At 63.5% G+C, this 20457-nt stretch carries 20 protein-coding genes; 4 read left to right on the forward strand and 16 right to left on the reverse strand.

Annotated elements, in window-relative coordinates:
• Positions 1 to 57: 57 nt before the first annotated feature.
• The 15 genes from AC0ZT5_RS01450 to AC0ZT5_RS01520 all read right to left on the reverse strand — a co-directional run bounded on the left by AC0ZT5_RS01450 (position 58) and on the right by AC0ZT5_RS01520 (position 15503).
• Positions 58 to 2427 (reverse strand): trimethylamine N-oxide demethylase, encoded by a 2370-nt coding sequence (locus tag AC0ZT5_RS01450; RefSeq protein WP_488494974.1) that lies wholly within the window; start codon positions 2425 to 2427, stop codon positions 58 to 60.
• Positions 2428 to 2556: 129 nt separating this feature from the next.
• Positions 2557 to 3186, reverse strand: a complete 630-nt coding sequence (locus AC0ZT5_RS01455; RefSeq protein WP_488494975.1) for a sarcosine oxidase subunit gamma — start codon at positions 3184 to 3186, stop codon at positions 2557 to 2559.
• Complete coding sequence (locus AC0ZT5_RS01460; protein WP_488494976.1) at positions 3179 to 6160, reverse strand: sarcosine oxidase subunit alpha; 2982 nt, start codon at positions 6158 to 6160, stop codon at positions 3179 to 3181. The genes AC0ZT5_RS01455 and AC0ZT5_RS01460 overlap by 8 nt, the downstream gene beginning before the upstream one ends.
• On the reverse strand, positions 6160 to 6435 hold the full coding sequence (locus AC0ZT5_RS01465; RefSeq protein WP_488494977.1) for a sarcosine oxidase subunit delta: 276 nt from the start codon (positions 6433 to 6435) through the stop codon (positions 6160 to 6162). Before AC0ZT5_RS01465 ends, AC0ZT5_RS01460 begins: the two co-directional genes overlap by 1 nt.
• Before the next feature lie 16 nt (positions 6436 to 6451).
• Positions 6452 to 7705 carry a sarcosine oxidase subunit beta family protein gene (locus AC0ZT5_RS01470; RefSeq protein WP_477283878.1) on the reverse strand — a complete coding sequence of 418 codons (1254 nt, stop codon included), beginning with the start codon at positions 7703 to 7705 and terminating at the stop codon, positions 6452 to 6454.
• A gap of 35 nt (positions 7706 to 7740) precedes the next feature.
• The gene (gene glnT, locus AC0ZT5_RS01475) at positions 7741 to 9048 is read right to left on the reverse strand and encodes a type III glutamate--ammonia ligase (RefSeq protein WP_478348760.1); all 1308 of its coding nucleotides are present in this window, start codon (positions 9046 to 9048) and stop codon (positions 7741 to 7743) included.
• Between the two features lie 63 nt (positions 9049 to 9111).
• Entirely contained in the window at positions 9112 to 10440 is a 1329-nt protein-coding gene (locus AC0ZT5_RS01480) for an FMN-binding glutamate synthase family protein (protein ID WP_111546931.1), read from the reverse strand.
• A 6-nt stretch (positions 10441 to 10446) separates the two neighbouring features.
• Complete coding sequence (locus AC0ZT5_RS01485) at positions 10447 to 11178, reverse strand: GltB/FmdC/FwdC-like GXGXG domain-containing protein (RefSeq protein WP_488494978.1); 732 nt, start codon at positions 11176 to 11178, stop codon at positions 10447 to 10449.
• 4 nt (positions 11179 to 11182) lie between these two features.
• Positions 11183 to 12079 carry a class II glutamine amidotransferase gene (locus tag AC0ZT5_RS01490; protein WP_488494979.1) on the reverse strand — a complete coding sequence of 299 codons (897 nt, stop codon included), beginning with the start codon at positions 12077 to 12079 and terminating at the stop codon, positions 11183 to 11185.
• 85 nt (positions 12080 to 12164) lie between these two features.
• Positions 12165 to 12494, reverse strand: coding sequence for a hypothetical protein (locus AC0ZT5_RS01495; RefSeq protein WP_477283870.1), 330 nt, complete (start codon positions 12492 to 12494; stop codon positions 12165 to 12167).
• Complete coding sequence (locus AC0ZT5_RS01500) at positions 12491 to 13180, reverse strand: hypothetical protein (protein ID WP_488494980.1); 690 nt, start codon at positions 13178 to 13180, stop codon at positions 12491 to 12493. The genes AC0ZT5_RS01495 and AC0ZT5_RS01500 overlap by 4 nt, the downstream gene beginning before the upstream one ends.
• 45 nt (positions 13181 to 13225) lie before the next feature.
• Positions 13226 to 14620: an APC family permease gene (locus AC0ZT5_RS01505; protein ID WP_095088220.1), complete on the reverse strand. Its 1395-nt coding sequence runs from the start codon at positions 14618 to 14620 to the stop codon at positions 13226 to 13228.
• 14 nt (positions 14621 to 14634) lie between these two features.
• Positions 14635 to 14796, reverse strand: coding sequence for a hypothetical protein (locus AC0ZT5_RS01510; protein WP_095088222.1), 162 nt, complete (start codon positions 14794 to 14796; stop codon positions 14635 to 14637).
• A 28-nt stretch (positions 14797 to 14824) separates the two neighbouring features.
• On the reverse strand, positions 14825 to 15202 hold the full coding sequence (locus tag AC0ZT5_RS01515) for a hypothetical protein (RefSeq protein WP_095088224.1): 378 nt from the start codon (positions 15200 to 15202) through the stop codon (positions 14825 to 14827).
• Between the two features lie 13 nt (positions 15203 to 15215).
• Positions 15216 to 15503, reverse strand: a complete 288-nt coding sequence (locus AC0ZT5_RS01520) for a hypothetical protein (protein WP_095088227.1) — start codon at positions 15501 to 15503, stop codon at positions 15216 to 15218.
• 287 nt (positions 15504 to 15790) lie between these two features.
• On the opposite strand from AC0ZT5_RS01520, the gene AC0ZT5_RS01525 reads away from it, so the two are divergent.
• The 4 genes from AC0ZT5_RS01525 to AC0ZT5_RS01540 are packed head-to-tail and all read left to right on the forward strand — an operon-like array spanning position 15791 to position 19574.
• Positions 15791 to 16924, forward strand: coding sequence for an aminomethyl transferase family protein (locus AC0ZT5_RS01525; protein ID WP_488494981.1), 1134 nt, complete (start codon positions 15791 to 15793; stop codon positions 16922 to 16924).
• A 41-nt stretch (positions 16925 to 16965) separates the two neighbouring features.
• Positions 16966 to 17562, forward strand: a complete 597-nt coding sequence (locus tag AC0ZT5_RS01530; RefSeq protein ID WP_488494982.1) for a dimethylamine monooxygenase subunit DmmA family protein — start codon at positions 16966 to 16968, stop codon at positions 17560 to 17562.
• Positions 17559 to 18524, forward strand: coding sequence for a PDR/VanB family oxidoreductase (locus AC0ZT5_RS01535; RefSeq protein WP_488494983.1), 966 nt, complete (start codon positions 17559 to 17561; stop codon positions 18522 to 18524). The genes AC0ZT5_RS01530 and AC0ZT5_RS01535 overlap by 4 nt, the downstream gene beginning before the upstream one ends.
• Positions 18525 to 18533: 9 nt before the next feature.
• Positions 18534 to 19574, forward strand: coding sequence for a heme-dependent oxidative N-demethylase family protein (locus tag AC0ZT5_RS01540; protein WP_488494984.1), 1041 nt, complete (start codon positions 18534 to 18536; stop codon positions 19572 to 19574).
• Here AC0ZT5_RS01540 and AC0ZT5_RS01545 read toward each other — a convergent pair.
• Entirely contained in the window at positions 19571 to 20296 is a 726-nt protein-coding gene (locus tag AC0ZT5_RS01545) for a helix-turn-helix domain-containing protein (protein ID WP_477413718.1), read from the reverse strand. The two genes, AC0ZT5_RS01540 and AC0ZT5_RS01545, sit on opposite strands and share 4 nt — an antisense overlap.
• Positions 20297 to 20457 lie beyond the last annotated feature (161 nt).

The raw sequence follows: 20457 nt of genomic DNA on the forward strand, positions 1-20457 counted from the left end.
GCGATCGCTCAGACTGCCGGCCGGCGCGGCTCTCACTGTCTTGTGAGTGAAGCGCGGTCAGGAGCGCGGTTTGGTCTTCTGCGGATCGTAATGGGCAAAGGCGACGACCCGCGCCGGCAGCCGTTTGGCATGGCCGTCGAGCTTGCCGATCTCGACCTCGGTGCCGATCGCAGCGTGGGTGACGTCGAGCCGCGCCAGCGCGATATTCTTGTTCAGCACCGGCGAGCGCATGCCTGACGTGACCACGCCGATCTGGGCGCGGCCGACATGCACGCAATCGCCATGGCCGACATCGACATTGGCGTCGATGTCGAGGCCGACCAGTTTTGTCTGCGGGTTTTCCTTGCGCCGGATCAGCGCCTCGCGGCCGATGAAATCGTCGGTCTTGCTCTTCAACGGCACGGTGAAGCCGATGCCGGCCTCGAACGGGTCGGTCTGGTCCGAAAATTCGTAGCCGGCGAAGATCAGTCCGGCCTCGATGCGCACCATGTCCAGCGCCTGCAGCCCCATCGGCTTCAGCCCGTGCGGCTGGCCGGCCTCCCAGATGGCGTCGAACACTTTCTCGGCGTCGCGCGGATGGCACCAGATCTCGTAGCCAAGCTCGCCGGTGTAGCCGGTGCGCGAGACGACGACCGGGATGCCGTTGCCGCCACCGATACGGGCGACGGCGAAACGGAACCATTCGAGCTCCTCGATCGAGGGCTGCAATGGCGAGGTCCAGATCACCTCCCTCAGGATGTCGCGGCTCTTCGGCCCTTGCACGGCGATATTGTGCATCTGGTCGGTCGACGACCGCACCAGCACGTTGAGGCCGAGCTTTTTCGCCGTTTCGCGCAGCCATTCGCCGGAGAGATCGTCGCCGCCGACCCAGCGGAAATTGTCCTTGCCGAGCCGCAGCAGCGTGCCGTCGTCGATCATGCCGCCATGCTCGTAGCACATGGCGGAATAGACGATCTGGCCGACGCCGAGCTTCTTGACGTCGCGGGTCAGCGTGTATTGCAGCAGCGCCTCCGAGTCCGGCCCGGTGACCTCGAACTTGCGCAGCGGCGACAGGTCCATGATCACGGCGTCCTGCCGGCAGGCCCAGTATTCAGCGATTGGTCCTTCCTTGGCGAAGGAATTGGCCAGCCAATAGCCCCTGTACTCGACGAAGTTGCGGGTGTGCTTGGCAAAGCTCGAATGAAATGAAGTCTCGCGGGTCATTTTCGGTTCCGAATCAGGCGTCATGCGTCTGGCGATCGCTCGCGAGAATTTGTGCTGGCCGGAATAGGTTCGCACATGGATGTCGGTCAGGTTCCAGCCATTGGCCGGCGTCGTGTCGTCGGGACAGGCTGAGGACACGCAGACGATGTCGGTCAGCGCCCTGAGCAGCACATAGTCGCCCGGCCGCGACCATGGCTCGTCGGACACCATGACGCCATGCGCGTCGATCGCCGTGTTGAAGAAGAAGTTGATCGCCATCCAGCCGGCACGTGGCGTGACGCCCTTGTCCGACAGCGCGCGATTGAAATTCTCCGAGCAATTGGTGTGGCCGGGATAGCCGATGTCGTCGTAATATTTGGCCGCGCAAGCGAGCGCGAAGGCATCGTGCCGCCCGCATGTGTCCTGCACCACCTCGACCAGCGGCTCCATGTCCTGGTCATAGTATTTCGAATGCAGGCCGGGCATCGGATAGCTCGCACCCATCAGAGTGCGGGTCGTCGTCACGTCGAGCGGATGGTCGCGACCCTTATCCAGCTTGCGTGCCGAAAAGCACTGGAAGTCGGTGCATTGGCGCCCGTCGACATCGATGATCTGCAGATAGTCGCCGGCCTTGACGAAGTAGGATTCCGCCGTCGCCGAGTGGACGCGCAGGTCGAGCACCGGATCGGCGAGCGGGTCGGCCAATTGCGACTTCGCCGCCGGACGGATCGTGGCGCGTCGGACGATGACGCTGAGCGGCGTCGCCGTGTCGTGGCCATCGACAAGCATCGGCCCGCCGGGCGCGGCGATGACCATCGCGCCGTCGCGCACGATATTGAAACCCTGCTCGGTGCCGGCCGGCGTAGCGCCGCCGAAAACACGCACTGCCTTGGCCTGATCAAGCTGCACCTGCCGTCGCGCAAGCCCGCGCCGAAGGGCTGCGAGACTGTCGTCGCCCTCGGCCAGCAGTGCCTTGATCCCGGCGGCATTGCTGTTCGACGTTTCACCAAAAATGCCGGGATCGGTCGCGCCGGCCTTGTCCCAGGCCACCAGCTCGCACGCCTGGCCGCCCTCGACATTGCGCACGGTCAGGGTATCGCCGGCCTCGATCTCGATGAGCACCGCGCCGTTGCCCTGGATCGTGTAGCGCTCCATGCCGGGCGGCAGCGCGATCTGACCGGGCCGCAGGATGAGGCTCGGACCCGGTGGGCCGGCAGTGATTGCGGGGTAGGGCGACTGGCTCATCTCAGCCTTGCGTTTCGAGACATTGGTTCGAGAACAAGTTTGCCTGTACGTGAAATTATTTTAGCAGCAAGAATAGGCAGCAAGGCCGGATTTGGCAAGGCGAAGGTGGCCCTTCCTGTCTGTTCCGCGCTACGCCAACTCCTCCGAATGCGCGATCGTCACGCCGTACTCAGCCGCCCCGTCGAGCATAGTGTGCCACAGGCTTCCGGCGAAGGTCGCAAACACCATCAGGTTGAACACGGCCTGCCCATCCGGCCGATCACCGACGCGCCAGAGCGTGACGCTGGTGTGATCGATCGAAGTTGCGGCGGCGGCGCCAATCGGGAATGCCGACGGGTGCAGATCGATCGACGACAGCTTGGCCAGCATGGTGCGGGCCTTGGCCCCGGAAATGCTGACCAGGGCGCGCGCATGCGACTGGTCCGACAGGGAGGCAGGGGCCGACAATGCCGGCGCCAGCGTGTCCATCGTGTGCTTGCCGCCCTTCGACAGGATGAAGAACTGATCCGGCCCGGACCAGATCAGCGTGGCGTCCTGGCTTTGCACCGCCTTCGGCGCATTGGGAGCCGCCACGCCGAAACGGCCTTCGGTGGCGTTGGCCAGTTCGGCCGCTTTGCCGCGCCGCGCCATCACCTGGATCAGGTCGAAATTGCGGACTTCCGTCAGCGAGACGCCGGCCTCGGCGCCGCGCGCACCGTGCGCGCCGGTGACAAGCGCATGCTCGAGCGGACTGCGGGGTGACCAGGAAAACTCAGCCACGCTGGCGCCCTCCATCCGGATCGTAGAAGACGGGATTGCACAGTTCGACGTCATAGTCCTCACCGCGCAGCGGATCGTGCGCATGGACGATCTCGCCGATGCGTTCGCGGCCGCGCTCGACCAGGCCGAGCCCGATCCATTGGTCTGATGTCGGCGAGAAGCAGACCGAGGTGACATAGCCCTGGTCGTTGCCCGGGCCAGGTGTCTGCCCCTTCGAAATGATATGCGCGCCGGAGCGCAGCCTGCGCGCCTTGTCGACCGGCTTGATGCCGACCACGACCTGACGGTCCGGCGCGACCAGCGCCTCGCGCCCGGCCATGACGCGGCCAATGAAATCCTTCTTGGTCGACATCATCTTGCCGAGACCAAGATCCGCCGCCGTCGTCGCACCGCTCAGTTCCGGTCCGGCGATGTGACCCTTTTCAACCCGCATGACGCCGAGCGCCTCGGTGCCGTAAGGCGTCACGCCGAATGGCGCGCCGGCCAGCATCAGAATGCGTGCCATGGCATCGCCGAAGCGTGCCGGCACCGAAATCTCGAACGCCATCTCGCCGGAGAACGAGATGCGGAACAGCCGCGCCTTGATGCCGCCGCGCAAGCGGACTTCGCGCGCGCCCATGAACGGGAAACCTTCATTGGAAAGGTCTTCCGCCGGATCGACAATCTCCTTGAGCAGGTCACGGGTCTTCGGCCCGGCGATCGAGAACTGTGCCCACTGGTCCGAGACCGAAGTCAGTTGCACGTCGAGTTCGGGAAACAGCACCTGCCGGCAGAATTCGAGATGCTGCATCACCAGTCCGGCCTTGGCCGTCGTGGTGGTCAGGAAATAGTGATCCTCGGCCAGCCGCGACGTGGTGCCGTCGTCATAGACCATGCCGTCCTCGCGCAGCATCAATCCGTAGCGGGCCTTGCCGACGGTGAGATTGGAGAAGGTGTTGATATAGACGCGGTCGAGGAAGGCGCCGGCATCCGCGCCGTGCACGTCGATCTTGCCGAGCGTCGAGACATCGCAGAAGCCGACGCCGCCGCGCACCGCTTTGACCTCACGGGTCACCGATTCCAGCCAGTCCTTCTCGCCGGCGCGCGGATACCACTGCGCGCGCTTCCACAGGCCCGTGTCGACGAAAACAGCGCCCTGTTCGGCTGCCCAGTGATGCGACGGCGTCAGCCGCGTCGCATGGAACGTCTCGTCGCGGTGATGTCCGGCAAAGGCGCCGATGGCGACGGGCACGTAAGGAGGACGGTAGATCGTCGTGCCGGTATCGGGAATGGACCGGCCGCTGACCGCGGCCATGATGGCGAGGCCGGCGACATTGGAGGTCTTGCCCTGGTCGGTCGCCATGCCGAGCGTCGTGTAGCGCTTCAGATGCTCGACCGATTCAAAGCCTTCGCGTTGCGCCAGTTCGATGTCGGAGGCGGTGACGTCGTGCTGGTAATCGACAAAGGCCTTGCCCTTGCCGGCGACATGCCAGAGCGGCGTGAGCGAGAACGCCTCGTCGTCGGCGACAGGAGCCGCGCCGGCCTTGCCGCTGTTCCCGGCGTCATGCGCGGCTGCGCCACCCACGGCAAAGCCATCGGCCAGACAGGCGCCGAGCCCGAAGGCGCCATTGGCGGCGCCCACGGCCACCATTCCGGGAGGCGCGCCATCCGGCACGAAGGCGGCGATGCTATCTAGCCATTTCGGCCGGCCGCGATGGTTGGAGGTCAGCCCGACAGCCGGGTTCCAGCCGCCGGAGACGGCAAGCCCGTCGGCTGCGACCTCGGCGCGCGCGCCGCCGGTCAGTGACACGGCGATCTTTTTGACGCCGTCCCTGCCGCCATCGATGCCACTGACGGAACCGTGCAGCACGGGAAAGCCACCCTTGGACGCCAGCGAACGATGGGCGGGCGATACGTCAGGCCGCGCGTCGATGACCGCCGCGATCTGCAATCCGGCACTAAGTGCGGTCTCGACCGTGCGCCAGCCATCCTCATTGTTGGTGAACAGCGCGATGCGTTTCGCCGGCGTTGCCGCATAGCGCGCGACATAGGTGCGCATGGCGGAAGCCATCATCACGCCAGGCGTGTCGTTGCCGGCAAAGACGATCGGCCGTTCGATGGCGCCGGCCGCGACCACGCAGCGCCTGGCCACGATCCGCCACAGCCGCTGCCGCACCTGATGCTCCGGCGGCGAGGGCAGGTGGTCGTTGACCCGCTCGATGGCGCCATAGGTGCCGCCATCATAGACCCCGAACAGCGTCGTGCGGGTCATGATGCGGACGTCTGGCAGTGAACTGAGTTCGGCCAGCGTCCGGGAAAGCCATTCGGCTGCCGGCAGGCCATCGATCGTGCCGCCATCCGACAAAAGACGCCCGCCCGGCGAAAAATCCTCCTCGCACAGGATGACACGGGCACCGCTGCGTCCGGCTGCCAAGGCCGCGGCCAGTCCGGCCGGGCCCGAGCCGGCGATCAGCACATCGCAATGCGCCCACGCCTTGTCGTAATGGTCGGGATCGGCAACGCCCGCAGCGCGGCCGAGTCCGGCGGCACGGCGGATCGCCGGTTCGTAGATCGCTTCCCAGAATTTCGCCGGCCACATGAAGGTCTTGTAGTAGAAGCCGGCGACGAAGATCGGCGCGAACAGCTGGTTGACCGACATCACATCGTGGCGCAGCGATGGCCAGCGGTTCTGGCTGGCGGCCTCTAGCCCTTCATAGAGCTCGGCCGTGGTCGCCTTGGTGTTCGGTTCGCGCCGGGCGCCCGTGCGCAATTCGACCAGCGCGTTGGGCTCTTCCGAGCCAGCAGTGAGGATGCCGCGCGGGCGATGGTATTTGAACGAGCGGCCGACAAGCTTGACGCCATTGGCGATCAGCGCCGAGGCGAGCGTGTCGCCCTGGAAGCCGGAGAACGTCTTGCCGTCGAAACGAAAATTCAGCGGCGCGGAGCGGTCGATGAGGCCGCCACTGTCCAGCCTGTTCGTCTGCCCGCCGGCCATCACGCACCAACTTTCGCGGCACCGGCGCCCGCCGCCGGCTCAACCGAAGAGATCTCGTGCGTCAGCGTGTTGCGGACGACCTTCAGCCAGGCTCGGCAACCCCCGCCATGGTACCAGTATTCGCTGGTTTCGCCGGCGACGTTGTCGCGCAGATAGACATAGTCGAAGACCTCGTCTTCCGAAGCGCCGGCCGCCGGCCGCACCGGCTTGGCGTCGCCCAGATAGGTGAACTCGCCGAGTTCGCGTTCGCCGCAGAAGGGACAGACAATGCGCATGGTTTCCTGTCCGTCCTCAGTGCAGGTTCGGTTGGGCGCCCTGGCCCTTTTCGTCGATCATCGCGCCAGTCCGGAAGCGGTCGAGGCGGAACCGTGCGGCCTCTTCGTGCGATTGATCGCGGGCCAGCAGATGGGCAAAGACAAAGCCTGATCCCGGCGTCGCCTTGAAGCCGCCATAGCACCAGCCGGCGTTGAGGTAGAGGCCGTCGACCGGCGTCTTGTCGATGATCGGCGAACCGTCCATCGACATGTCCATGATGCCGCCCCACTGGCGCAGCAGGCGCACGCGGCCGATCATCGGCATCAGCGCCATGCCGCCCTCGCAGACGTCCTCCATCACAGGCATGTTGCCGCGCTGGGCGTAGGAATTGTAGCCGTCGATGTCGCCGCCGAAGACCAGCCCGCCCTTGTCCGACTGGCTGACGTAGAAATGGCCGGCACCGAAGGTCATGACACCGGGGATCAGCGGCTTGATCGCTTCGGAGACGAAGGCCTGCAGCACATGGCTTTCGATCGGCAGGCGCAGGCCCGCCATCGCCGCGACGCGCGAGGAACTGCCGGCGACCGCCATGCCGACCTTGCCGGCGCCGATCTTGCCGCGCGAAGTCTCGACGCCGGTCACCTTGCCGTTGGCGTCGCGGCTAAAGCCGGTCACCTCGCAGTTCTGGATGATGTCGACGCCGAGCGCGCTCGCCGCATGGGCATAGCCCCAGACCACCGCATCGTGGCGCGCCGTGCCGCCGCGCCGCTGCAAGAGCCCGCCTTGCACGGGAAAGCGCGCATTGTCGAAGTTCAGGAACGGGATCATCTTCTTGACCGCGGCGAGGTCGAGCAGTTCGGCATCGATGCCGTTGATGCGCATGGTGTTACCGCGCCGCGCATAGGCGTCGCGCTGCGCGTCGGAATGATAGAGGTTGATGACGCCGCGCTGGCTGACCATCGTGTTGTAGTTGAGGTCCTGTTCCATCCGCTCCCACAGCTTCATCGACAATTCGTAGAAGCCGGTGTTGCCGGGCAGGCCGTAATTGGAGCGGATGATGGTGGTGTTGCGGCCGGCATTGCCGGAGCCGATCCAGCCTTTTTCGAGCACGGCGACATTCCTGATGCCGTACTCGCTGGCCAGGAACCAGGCGGTGGCCAGGCCATGGCCGCCGCCACCGATGATCACCACGTCGTAGCGATCCTTCGGCGTGGCGTCGCGCCAGGTACGCTGCCAGTTCTTGTGGCCGGACAGGGCGGCGCGGGCGAGCGAGAAGATCGAGTATTTCATCAGTTCATTCCGAGGTCGCTCGCATTCGCTGAGAGTTAGATATCCAGCGTGTGGTCGCGCTCCCATTGCGTGAAGTGCGAAGCATAGGAATTCCATTCCTGGTGCTTCAGCTTTAGGTAGGCCGACGAGAATTCCTCACCCAGCGCCGCCTTCAGCGATTTGTCCTTGTCGAACTCGCGCAGCGCGTCGAGCAGGTTGAGCGGCAGCTTCGGCGCGCCCTTCACCGTATGGCCGTGCTGGTACATGTCGATGTCGTAGCGCTTGCCGGGATCGGCCTTTGAGCGGATGCCGTCGAGGCCGGCGGCGATGATGACAGCCTGCAGCAGATAGGGGTTGGCCGCGCCGTCGGGCAGGCGCAGTTCGAAGCGGCCGGGGCCGGGCACGCGCACCATGTGGGTGCGGTTGTTGCCGGTCCAGGTCACCGTGTTCGGCGCCCAGGTCGCGCCCGAAATGGTGCGCGGTGCGTTGATGCGCTTGTAGGAATTCACCGTTGGGTTGGTGATCGCGGCAAGCGCCGAAGCATGCTTCATGATGCCGCCGAGGAAATTCTTGCCCTTCGCCGACAGGCCGAGTTCCATCGCATTGTCGGCAAAGACGTTGGTCTTGCCGGCCTTGTCCCAGACAGAGATATGCGCATGGCAGCCATTGCCGGTCAGGCCCTGGAAGGGTTTCGGCATGAATGTCGCACGCAGGCCATGCTTTTCCGCGATCGACTTGACCATGAATTTGAAGAAGGAATGCTTGTCTGCGGTGGCGAGCGCATCGTCGAACGCCCAGTTCATCTCGAACTGGCCGTTGGCATCCTCGTGGTCGTTCTGGTAGGCGCCCCAGCCGAGCGCCAGCATGTGGTCGCAGATCTCGGCGATGACGTCGTAGCGGCGCATCACCGCTTGCTGGTCGTAGCAGGGCTTCGAGGCGGTGTCGTATTCGTCGGAGATTGTCTTGCCGTCCGGCGAGATCAGGAAGAACTCGGCCTCGACGCCGGTCTTGACGTGCATGCCGTCGCTGGCCGCCTCGGCGATCAGCCGCTTCAGCGTGTTGCGCGGCGCCTGGTCGACCTCCTTGTCGTCCATGATGCAATTGGCGGCGACCCAGGCGACTTCCGGTTTCCATGGCAGCTGGATCACCGAATCCGGATCCGGCACCGCCAGCATGTCGGGATGTGCCGGCGTGAGATCGAGCCAGGTGGCGAACCCGGCAAAACCGGCGCCATCCTTCTGCATGTCGGCAATGGCCTGCGCCGGCACCAGCTTGGCACGCTGGCCACCGAACAGGTCGGTGTAGGAAATCATGAAATATTTGACGTTTTTCGCCCTTGCGAATTCTGCAAGATCAGCTGTCACGGAAGTTCCCCATTTTTTGTCGATTGGTGGCCCCAGAGCGTGTGGGCTTCGGCCCTTCGTTGATCAGAAGCCGTTCTTCCCCGGTATCCAGTTGGTGCCGGCCAGCGGCACGCCTGCCATGGCGGCCGCCTCGATCGTCAGCGCGACGAGGTCCTCGGGTTCGAGATTGTGCAGGCTGTTCTTGCCGCACGCGCGGGCAATGGTCTGCGCCTCGAGCGTCATCACCTTGAGATAATTCGCCAGCCGGCGTCCGGCAGCGACCGGGTCGACGCGCTTCATCAGTTCCGGGTCCTGTGTGGTGATGCCGGCCGGGTCGCGGCCCTCGTGCCAGTCGTCATAGGCGCCCGCCGTGGTGCCGAGCTCGTTATACTCGGCCTCCCAGCGTGGATCGTTGTCGCCGAGCGCGACAAGGGCAGCCGTGCCGATCGAGACCGCATCGACGCCCAGCGCCAGCGCCTTGGCGACATCGGCGCCGTTGCGGATGCCGCCGGAGACGATCAGCTGCACCTTGCGGTGCATGCCGAGATCCTGCAGTGCCTGCACCGCCGGCCTGATACAGGCAAGCGTCGGCTGGCCGACATTTTCGATGAACACTTCCTGCGTGGCCGCCGTGCCGCCCTGCATGCCGTCGACGACGACGACATCGGCGCCGGCTTTCACGGCAAGCGCCGTATCGTAATAGGGCCGGGCGCCGCCGACCTTGACGTAGATCGGCTTTTCCCAGTCGGTGATTTCGCGCAGTTCGAGGATCTTGATCTCGAGATCGTCGGGCCCGGTCCAGTCGGGATGGCGCGAGGCCGAGCGCTGGTCGATGCCCTTAGGCAGCGTGCGCATTTCGGCGACGCGGTCGGAAATCTTCTGGCCAAGCAGCATGCCGCCGCCACCCGGCTTGGCGCCTTGGCCGACGACCACCTCGATGGCATCGGCGCGGCGCAGGTCGCGCAGGTTCATGCCGTAGCGCGACGGCAGGTATTGGTAGACCAGCGTCTTCGAATGGCCGCGCTCTTCCTCGGTCATGCCGCCGTCTCCGGTCGTGGTCGAGGTGCCCGACAGGGTCGCACCGCGCCCGAGCGCTTCCTTGGCCGGGCCGGACAGCGAGCCGAAGCTCATTCCGGCGATGGTGATCGGAATCTTCAGCTCGATCGGCTTCTTGGCATGGCGCGAACCGAGCACGACGCTGGTGTCGCAGCGCTCGCGATAGCCTTCCAGCGGATAGCGGGAGATCGAGGCGCCGAGGAACAGCAGGTCGTCGAAATGCGGCAGCTTGCGCTTGGCGCCGGCGCCACGGATATCGTAGATCCCCGTCGCCGCGGCGCGGCGGATTTCAGAAAGCGTGTAGTCGTCGAAGGTCGCGGATTTGCGCGGCGTCGTCGGCGGGTTCCTGTAGGTCATGCTGCCTCAATACGCGTCGGCGTTGTCGATATTGAAATTGTAGAGCGTGCGTGCCGAACCGTAGCGCTTGAACTCTGCCGCCTTGACACCGGTGACGCCGGCGCGGTCGAGCAGGCCTTGCAGCAACTCCAGGTGTTCGGCCCGCATCTCCTTGGCGATGCAGTCGGCGCCGAGGCTGTCGACCTTGCCGCGCACGAACAGCCGCGCCTCGTAGATGGAATCGCCCAGCGCGTCGCCGGCATCGCCCAGCACCACCAGATTGCCGGACTGCGCCATGAAGGCCGACATGTGGCCGATATTGCCGTGCACGACGATGTCGATGCCCTTCATCGAAATGCCGCAACGCGACGAGGCATTGCCTTCGATGACAAGCAGGCCACCCTTGCCGGTGGCGCCGGCATACTGGCTGGCATCGCCCTTGACGGTGATCGAACCCGACATCATGTTCTCGCCGACGCCGGGCCCGGCCGAGCCATGCACGGTGATGGCGCTGCCAGAATTCATGCCGCCGCAATAATAGCCGACGCTGCCGCGCACATCGATGGTAACAGGCTGATCGACGCCGACGGCGACCGAATGGTTGCCTTTCGGGTTGAGCACTTCCCACGCCGTCTCGTTCGAGCCGGGCGTCAAATTGTGGAGCGCCTGGTTGAGTTCGCGCAGCGACATCTGATCGAGATCGAAGATCCTCGAAGCGTGGTCCTGCGCCGCCGTCTTTGAAAGCTTGGTTGCTGGCATGAACTCAATGCTCCCAGAAATAGACGGTTGCGGGCTCGGGTTCCCAGACCCTCGCATTGTCTATGCCGGGCAGTTTTGTCAGCGCGCGATACTCCGAGCCGAAGGCGACATACTGGTCGGTTTCGGCCATCACGGCTGGCTTGCAGGCGATCGGATCGCGCACGACGCCAAAGCCGTTCTTGGTGCCGACGACGAAGGTGAAGAAGCCGTCGAGGTCGGAGAGCGTGCCCTCCAGCGCTTCGCCGAGATTCCTGCCATGCGCCATCTGCGAGGAAAGGTAAGCGGCCGCAACCTCGGTGTCGTTCTCGGTCTCGAAGGTCATGCCTTCGCGGATCAGTTCGCGGCGGACATTGTTGTGGTTGGACAGCGAACCATTGTGCACCAGGCACTGGTCGGCGCCGGTTGAGAACGGATGCGCGCCCATCGTCGTCACCGCCGATTCCGTCGCCATGCGGGTATGGCCGATGCCATGCGTGCCGGTCATGCTGCGGACATCGAAGCGGTCGACGACCGCCTCGGGCAGGCCGACCTCCTTGTAGATCTCGACCACGTCGCCGGCGCCCATGATGCGGATGTCGGGGCGCAGCGCCTGGATCGCTTCGCGCGCCTCGTCGATCTTGGCAGGCGTGGTCCTGACGACCGCGTGGGTCGATTTGACAGTGATCGTCACCGGCGTGCCGATGGCCTTGGCAAGATCGGCCTCGAGGCTGCGGAAATCGCGTTCCGGCTTGGCCGACTGGATGGTGATCTTGGCCTCATTCCTGGAAGGCGCGCCATAGATGGCGATGCCGGCGCTGTCCGGCCCCCGATCGCTGAGCGAGATCAGCATCTGCGACAGCATCGAGCCGAGCTGGGGTTCCAGCGACTTGTCCTTCAAAAACAGTCCGACAATTCCACACATGTCAGCCTCCCGATGTTTGCAGCTCTGAGATGATGTACCGAATGAGTCTCCCGAATTCAATCGTATGAAAAAAATTTTCCTCCAGTTACGTATGCGTCTCAACGCCGCTCTGCGCACCGTCGTTGGCTCGCCTGGCATTGTGAACCCATTTGGCGGTGCGGATGCGGGCTATCCTGTAGGCGTCGAGGATCGACAACGCATAAATCAGGAAGCCGCCGGCATGACGGCCGACGAAGCTGGCGTCCGGCGGCGCGATCTTGGCGGTGACCCATGCCAGGATCACCATGAAGAAAAGAAATTGCAGGCCGCGCACCGGCACGCCCAGAATGACATGTCCGCTCGCCGGCAGCACGATTGCCGCGCCGAGCACCAGATACGGGTTGGGAGGGGCGGGTACAGTGACGGAACTGGTCATGCGGCCTGCCGATCGCTTTTGTTGATGGCGTCGCGAAGTGCCGACACCGACACCAGCAGTCTTTCGATCAGCTTTGGATCGAGTGTCGCATCCCCAAATTCGGCTTGCCGAAAAACGCCGTAGCGCGCGCGCTCGGCCTCGGCCAGCAGCCAGACGATGCGTATGCCCTTGGGCGTGATCAGCAATTCCTTGGCGCGCCCTTCGGAGAAGATCTCGACATGGCTGGCGATGATATTTTGGGGAAAACGCGCGCCCCTGCGGTCGGTGCGCAGCACTGCCTCGGCTGGAAATCCAGGAGCCTTCGGCAGCGTATGGTCGAGATGATCGAAATTGGAGAAGGTCGTCGGCGAGCCCGGCCGCATCATCATGTCGAAGGTGCCGGGCACCGACACGGGCTCGGTGATCGAGACGCTCAGCCAGCGTGCCGGAAGTTTTCGTGTTGCCAGCGTATCGACGATCGTGCGCACCTGGACGTGTCGGCCCTTCCAGGAACCTTCCCAGGTGATGACACCGGCGGTGCCGTCCGAAACCTCAGCCGCGTCGGCAATGACGGTACGAATGCTGGCATGGTCGATGGCGAGCGCCGCTGACGCCCTGTTGCGGCTGGCGCGCGCCAGCCAGGCAAGGTGAAGGACGAGGGCCAGGACAATTGCCCCGGCAAGCAGTGCTGACATCACCTCGGACATTGCGTCACGACAGGCCCGTCCGGGATTTGGACGGGCCTACTCCCATCAATAACCCTGCGGCTTCGGCCACGGCATGGTGAACTGATCGCCGCGCCGCACGAATTTGTAGCGGTAGAAATGGAACCATAGCGAGATCAGGAAATAGAAGGCGACCATGGCGATCAGCTGCGAGCCGAAGCCGAGGAAAATAGCGAAGAAGGTCACCACGCACAGGCAGAACAGCACGATCGCCGGCAGCGGATGGAATGGATGCGTGTAGCCACGGCGGATCGAGCCGAGCGGCCATTTCTTTCTGAACATGACGATGTTGATACTCATGAAGGTGTATTGCAGCACGCCCGACAGGATCGAGAAGGTGATCGCCTGGTTGAGGTCGGCGATGAAGGCGAAGGCGAGCGCGATCGGCAGGAGGAACAGGATCGAGCGATACGGCGTGCGATATTTCGGATGCACGGCCGAGAACCATGTCGGCAGATAGCGGTCGCGGCCGAGCGAGAACCAGGCGCGCGCCGCGTCGTTGATGCAGCCATTGGCGGAGGCCAGTGCGGCAAGCAGCGTCGCGATGAACAACAGGTTTTCGAGCAACGGGCTGCCGGTCAGTTTGCCGGCGTCCCACAGCGGGTAATAGGTGATGCCGAGATATTCCCACGGCATCATCGAGGCGCAGACATACCAGGTCATGGCGGCGGCGATCAAAAGCGTGATCATGCCGGCCATCGTGCCGTAGGGCAGCGAGCGGGCCGGCGAGCGCACTTCCTCGGCTGCCTGCGTGGTGCCCTCGATGCCGAGATAGTACCAGATGCCGAACTGGAAGGCGGCAATGACACCGATCCAGCCATAGGGCAGGGCGTTGTCGGGTGTGACCAGTTCGTTGAGCTTCAGCACTGCGCCCTGCGTCCACGGGCTGACCGAGAAAAACAGGATGACGATCGAGATGTAGGCGATTGCGGTGATGACGAAGTTGACGTTCAGCGTCATCAGCACGCCGCGATAGTTCAGCCATGCCAGCACCACGATGGTGGCGGCGATGAAGGAATTGTGGGTGAGCCCTTCGACCCCCGCCTTGGCGACGATGGTGTCGCCGAGCAGGATGGCGTCGGACACTTCGAGCATTGTGTAGGCAAAGACCAGGAACAGCGCGACATTGAAGGCCATCAGCGGTCCGACAATGTGCTTTGCCTGCGCATACTGGCCGCCGGCGGCGGCGACGGTCGATGTCACCTCGGAATCGATCATCGCGACCGAGGTGTAGAGCAGTCCGACGAGCCAGCAGACGATCAGCGCGGCGAGTGCGCCGCCCTTGTCGGCGGCAAAATTCCAGCCGGTGAATTCGCCGACCAGCACGATGCCGACTCCGAGCGCCCAGACATGGGCCGGGCCGAGCACGCGCAGCAGTGAGACCCTGTCCCCGTGGATTACCGGTTCAAGTGTGATCGTCATTGTTCAATCCCCACTCAGATCCGGTGCTTTTCGGAAACGGCTTCCAATTCACCTTCGCGCGACGAGGTCAGCACCTCTTCTGAGAAGGTCGTGTCGACCTTGAACCAGTCGTAGAGCATCCACAGGGCAAGCACGATCGAGATGCCCCAGCATGCGTAGGAGAGTGCCATCCACATGATCGTGTCCCCCGATTGTTCGTGGAAACTACTTGTCGTCGAACTTTTCGTTGATGACTTCGCGATATTCGCGGTCGGAGGCGCGGAACAGGAAGACGAAATAACCGATCAGCACCGCGGCCATGATGATCAGCGTTGGCCAGTCGATGACATAGTGGAAGCGGTTCCGGATGATGTCGTGCGCGGTCTCGGGCGTGTAGCCGAGCTTTTCCCAGATCGAGGCCATGGTCGCGTTCTGGCCGAGCGCCTCCCAGGTCTTGGTATCGAGTGCGTCGATCGATTTCGCCGCACCCGCCAGCCCGAGTTTCAGCGGCAGCCACAGGGCGACGAAGATGGCGACGACAACGACGACGATATCGAAAATCTGTCCGGCCTTGCTCTGCTCCGGCGGTTTGTAGCGCGACATATCTTCTACCCCTTCAGGACTTGCGGTTGCGGAACGCGTCGGCGTTCTTGATGTCGAGCCCGTAGATGAAGTCCTTGTCTTCCTTGTAGTGCTTGACCATCGCCAGGATGGCGGCCGTGTTGAAGATCAGCACGGCGGCCGCCGCGATCGCGACGACGACCTTGATGCCGCTATCGGGGATGTATGGCCAGGTCATGAGGAGGACGAAGAGGATCGTCGCCCACAGGCAGACGATCAGGAGCACGGATCCGCGCACGTCGGAACGGTACAGCGCTTCGATGCGCTGCTGCATGTCTGACATCGGTTTTCCCCTTTTTCCAACTCACGGTTCCGAATCCACCGCGAGTCGCCCTCTTTCAAGAGAGTGAAATTTTTTTCATAAATTCCGTCCGATTTCCGCAATTGTCAAGCCGATTTTACGTTGGGTTAACCGTTTGATTCATGCGACGGATTTTGCCTGACAATGAAATTAATTGCTTATGGGTATTGCGGCGCCCGGATGTTTGCGGTCAATATTCGGCCAAAGCCCCCGCCACTGCGCAGGGGGCAGGGAACAGCAAACGATTTTTCGAAACGGAGGACGAGCGGATGACGGCATCCTGGAGATTTTCGACCCTGGCGGATCGCCATCGCGCCCTTGGTTCGAAGCTCGAAGACTGGAGCGGCATGGGGACTGCCTGGACCTACGACAAGGACGCCGACGAAGAGTACGTCGCCATCCGCACCAAGGCCGGGCTGATGGATGTTTCGGGCCTCAAGAAGGTCCACATCACCGGGCCGCACGCCTCGCACCTGATCGATCTCGCCACCACGCGTGACGTCGAGAAGATCTATCCCGGCAAGTCGGCCTATGCCTGCATGCTGAACGAGGCGGGAAAGTTCACCGACGACTGCATCCTCTACCGCACCGGACCGAATTCCTGGATGGTCGTGCATGGCTCCGGCACCGGCCATGAGGAGTTGCAGCGCGCTTCCGTCGGCCGCGACGTCTCCTTGCGCTTCGATGACAATCTGCATGATCTGTCGCTACAGGGGCCGACCGCCGTCGACTATCTGGCCAGGCATGTGCCTGCTATTCGCGATCTCAACTATTTCCATCACATGCAGACGCAACTGTTCGGCTTTCCGGTGATGATTTCACGCACCGGCTACACCGGCGAGCGCGGCTACGAGATCTTCTGCCGTGGCCAGGATGCCGGCACGATCTGGGACAGGATTCTCGATGAGGGCAAGAGCGCCGGCATCATTCCGTGCCGCTTCACCACGCTCGATATGCTGCGCGTCGAGAGCTACCTCTTGTTCTATCCCTACGACAATTCGCAGAAATACCCGTTCGACAACGAAGGTCCCGGCGACACGCTGTGGGAGCTCGGCCTCGACTTCACCGTCAGCCCCGGCAAGACTGGCTTCCGTGGCGCCGAGGAGCATTACCGCCTCAAGGGCAAGGAACGCTTCAAGATTTATGGGGTTCTGCTCGACGGCAAGGAGCCGGCCGACGAGGGCGCGCCGGTCTATCGCGACTGCAAGAAGGTCGGCGTGGTGACCTGCGCGATGTATTCGCCGCTGGTCAAGAAGTCGATGGGCATCGCCCGGCTCGACGTCGACTGCGCGGTCAAGGACACCAAGCTCGAGATTCGCAACAAAAGCGGTTCGATCAAGGCGACGGCGCAGCCGCTCCCCTTCGACGATCCCAAGAAGACCAAGCGCACGGCCAAAGGTTGAGGCATAGTCAACAGCGAGGGGTTCGAGGAACGAAGACATAAATGGCAGCCAAAAGCATCATCAGCCGGCCCGTTTACGGAACGCTGTCTCCACAGCCCGGCAAGCACCATCTTTTCGTTGCGGATGCGGAGGGCGCGCTGGCGATAGTGGAGATGGCCGAGCGAACCCCGCCAGGGTTTTTCGACGGCGCCGAAATCGTCTTCATCCCCGGTCCTGACGGCAAGCATGCCGCAGCGCTCGAAGCGCTGAAGCCGGCGCAGTTGCACGAGGCGCCGTCCTTTGCCAGCCTGCTGCCGCGGCTCAGGCAGACGCTGGCCAATGCGCATATGGGCCTGCGCCTCTATCTCTCCGGCACCGAAGGCCTGATCGGCCAGGCGATGCAGGCTGCCCTTGAAGCCGGCATCGATCACACCTCGATCCAGACCGAGCATCGCGGCTCGCTGGCACGGCGCATGCAGTGCGTGCACTGCAAGGGCATCACCGAAAACGTCACCACGCAGCCGGCGACCTGCGCGCATTGTGGCTTGGTGCTCCTGGTGCGCGACCATTATTCCAGGCGCATCGCGGCGTTCCAGGGTGTTTGCATCAACGCCGAGGATCGCAGCGAGATTCCTCCGATGGAGGAGATTTTTCGATGAGCACGGGAACGACAAAACTCGATGTCGTGGTCAGCGATGTGGTCCCGGTCAATGACCTCGTCACCCGCTTCCATTTCCGCCGCCGCGACGGCCAGCTCTTGCCGACCTTTTCCGGGGGCGCCCATGTCGTGGTCGAGATGCGCGACGGCGATCGCACCCGGCTCAATCCCTACTCGCTGATGGGCTCGCCGCTCGACACGCGTGAATACACGATCAGCGTGCGCCGAGACGATGTCGGCCGCGGCGGCTCGCTATTCATGCACAGGAATGTCCGGCCTGGCCATGAAATGGTGGTCAGCTATCCGGTCAATTTGTTCTCGCTCGACCTGCGCGCCAAAAAGCACCTGATGCTGGCCGGCGGCATCGGCATCACGCCGTTCATGGCGCAGACCGCGCAGCTGGCGGCGGAAGGCGGCAATTTCGAGCTGCACTACACCTGCCGCACCGCCTCGCTCGGCACCTATGCCGATCTGCTGCGCGAGCGTTACGACCGGCGGATCAGGCTCTATCACGACGACCTTGACGAGCGCATCGAGCTCGACCGGCTGTTGTCGTCGCAGCCGCTCGGCACGCATCTCTATGTCTGCGGCCCGGCCGGCATGATCAACTGGGTGCGTGAGCGTGCCGCCATTCTGGGCTGGCCGTCGGAGACCGTGCATTTCGAGCATTTCGCGGCGCCCCAGCCCGGGCTGCCGTTCGACGTGACGCTTGCCATAACTGGCAAGACGATCAGGGTCGATGAACAGCAGAGCCTGCTCGAAGCGATCGAGGCGGCCGGCGTCGATCCGCCCTATCTCTGCCGTGGCGGCGTCTGCGGCCAGTGCGAAACCAATGTCATCTCGTATGACGGCAAGTTCATCCACAACGACCACTGGCTGAGTGAGGAAGACCACCGCTCGGGCTGCAAGATCATGCCGTGCGTGTCGCGCTTCGAGGGCCGGTCGCTGGTGTTGGAAAGATAGGAGGCGAGCTTGGGAATCACCTTTCGCAAGGAAACGTTCCGCGACGATTTCACCTTTAAGAACAGCCCGGAGCACGTCCGGCGGTTCCCGTTTCCGTTCCACGAAGACGCCTACATGTATGCGGTCAACATCGAGCCGCATGTCGTGGGACCCAAGGGCAGCGTGCTGGAAAACCTAATCGACGTCGACGAGCACTATGTCGCCGAGATGCAGGACCGTGCGCTGGTGCTGGCCGAAGATCCGCTGCGCTGCCAGTCGCTGCCGCACATGACGCTGGCCGGCTGGGACCTGCTGGAACTCCTGATGGAGCAGCAGGCGCTGGGCTATCCCGAGCATTTCACGCTGACCCGCGACGGCGATCGCTGGCGCTGGATCAACCGCCCGCTCGGCATCGACGACACCTTCACTTTCGGCGACACCTCGACGCTCCCATACGGGCCGATGGAATACATCACCCGGCAGAGCCAGGGCGATTTCTGCATCCTCGACCAGCGCGACGGCAATCTGTGGATGGACGCCGGCATGGTCACAACGCAGGCCGACTGGTCGCTCGACTTCGACATCGGCATGAATTTCTTCGAATGGCACGCGCCGGTGCCGCTGGCACATGAGAAGGGGATTTTCACCCGGGCGCTGAAATTCCTCACCAACATCCAGCAAGGCAAGCCGGCGCGGCGCCTGAACTGGACGATGACCATCAATCCGCGCCTCGATACCAGCCCGGAAAACTATCACAAATGGGGCCCGGACCGGACCACGGTGACGCCGGACAATGTCGGCGACAAGGTGCATCTGCGCGTCGAGCTGCAGAGCTTCTGGCGGCTGCCGCGCTCGAACGGCATCGTCTTTCCGATCCGCTGCTACCTGATCAAGATGGACGAACTGGTGACGCAGCCGAAATGGGCAAGGCGGCTGCATCGCGTCATCCGCGACCTTCCGGACGAACTCGCCAACTACAAGGGCCTGACCCGCTATCGGCCGACGCTGGTCGAGTGGCTGTCGAAGCTCGACGACGGCAGCCCGACATCGCCGGGATTCGGGCCTGACTAACCCGCGCTGTTCTGCGGATAGCAGATGATCGAGAGGTAGCGCATCGGCAGCTGCGTCAGCTGTTCGGGTCCGTGCGGCGCGTCCGCGTCGAAGAACAGGCTGTCGCCGGGCTTCATCGGATAGAGGTTGCTGCCATGCCGGTAGACGACCTCGCCTTCGAGCATATAGAGAAACTCCATGCCCTCATGCTGGAAGGTCGGGAACACATCCGAATCCTCGGTCAGCGTGATCAAATAGGGTTCGACGACGACGCCGCTGGTGTTGGAGCCGATATGGCCGAGCAGATTGTACTGGTGACCGGCGCGCGTGCCGCGACGCTCGACGTCTAGCCCTTCGCCGGCTTTGACGAAGACGGCGCTGCGCTCTTCCTCGAAGCGGCGGAAGAAGGCGGTGACCGGAACGCCGAGCGCCCGCGACAACGCCTGCAAGGTGGTCAGCGACGGCGAGGTGATGCCGTTCTCGATCTTCGACAACATGCCCAGCGAAATGTCGGTGGCGACCGCCAGATCGGCGACGGTGATGCCGAGCTTCTTGCGGAACGCCCGCACCTCGCGGCCGATCGCGACCTCCAGCACTTTTTCGCGGGTGTCGCGAATGGCGTGCGGGTTCTGCGTCAGCGGCGCCCGGATGGTCTTGCCGTCCGACGAAACCTTGGGCAGAGGCTTGGCCTTCGCGCCGGCAGGGCCGGCACCAGGCTTGGGATCGGAAATCTTGTTTGCCATGTCGCCCTCGGACTCTGCGGATTTATTTCACTCTAGGTGAACATGTCAGGTGCCGATACATGAGCGCAACCGCGACGGCAAGTCGCCTGAAGGCGCATGCACCCGATCCCGTGTTTGGTCGCGCGAGGTTTTGCCCGAAATCCTCACAGCCGAAGCGCTGT

It is taken from the genome of Mesorhizobium sp. CNPSo 4670 (genome assembly GCF_057784235.1).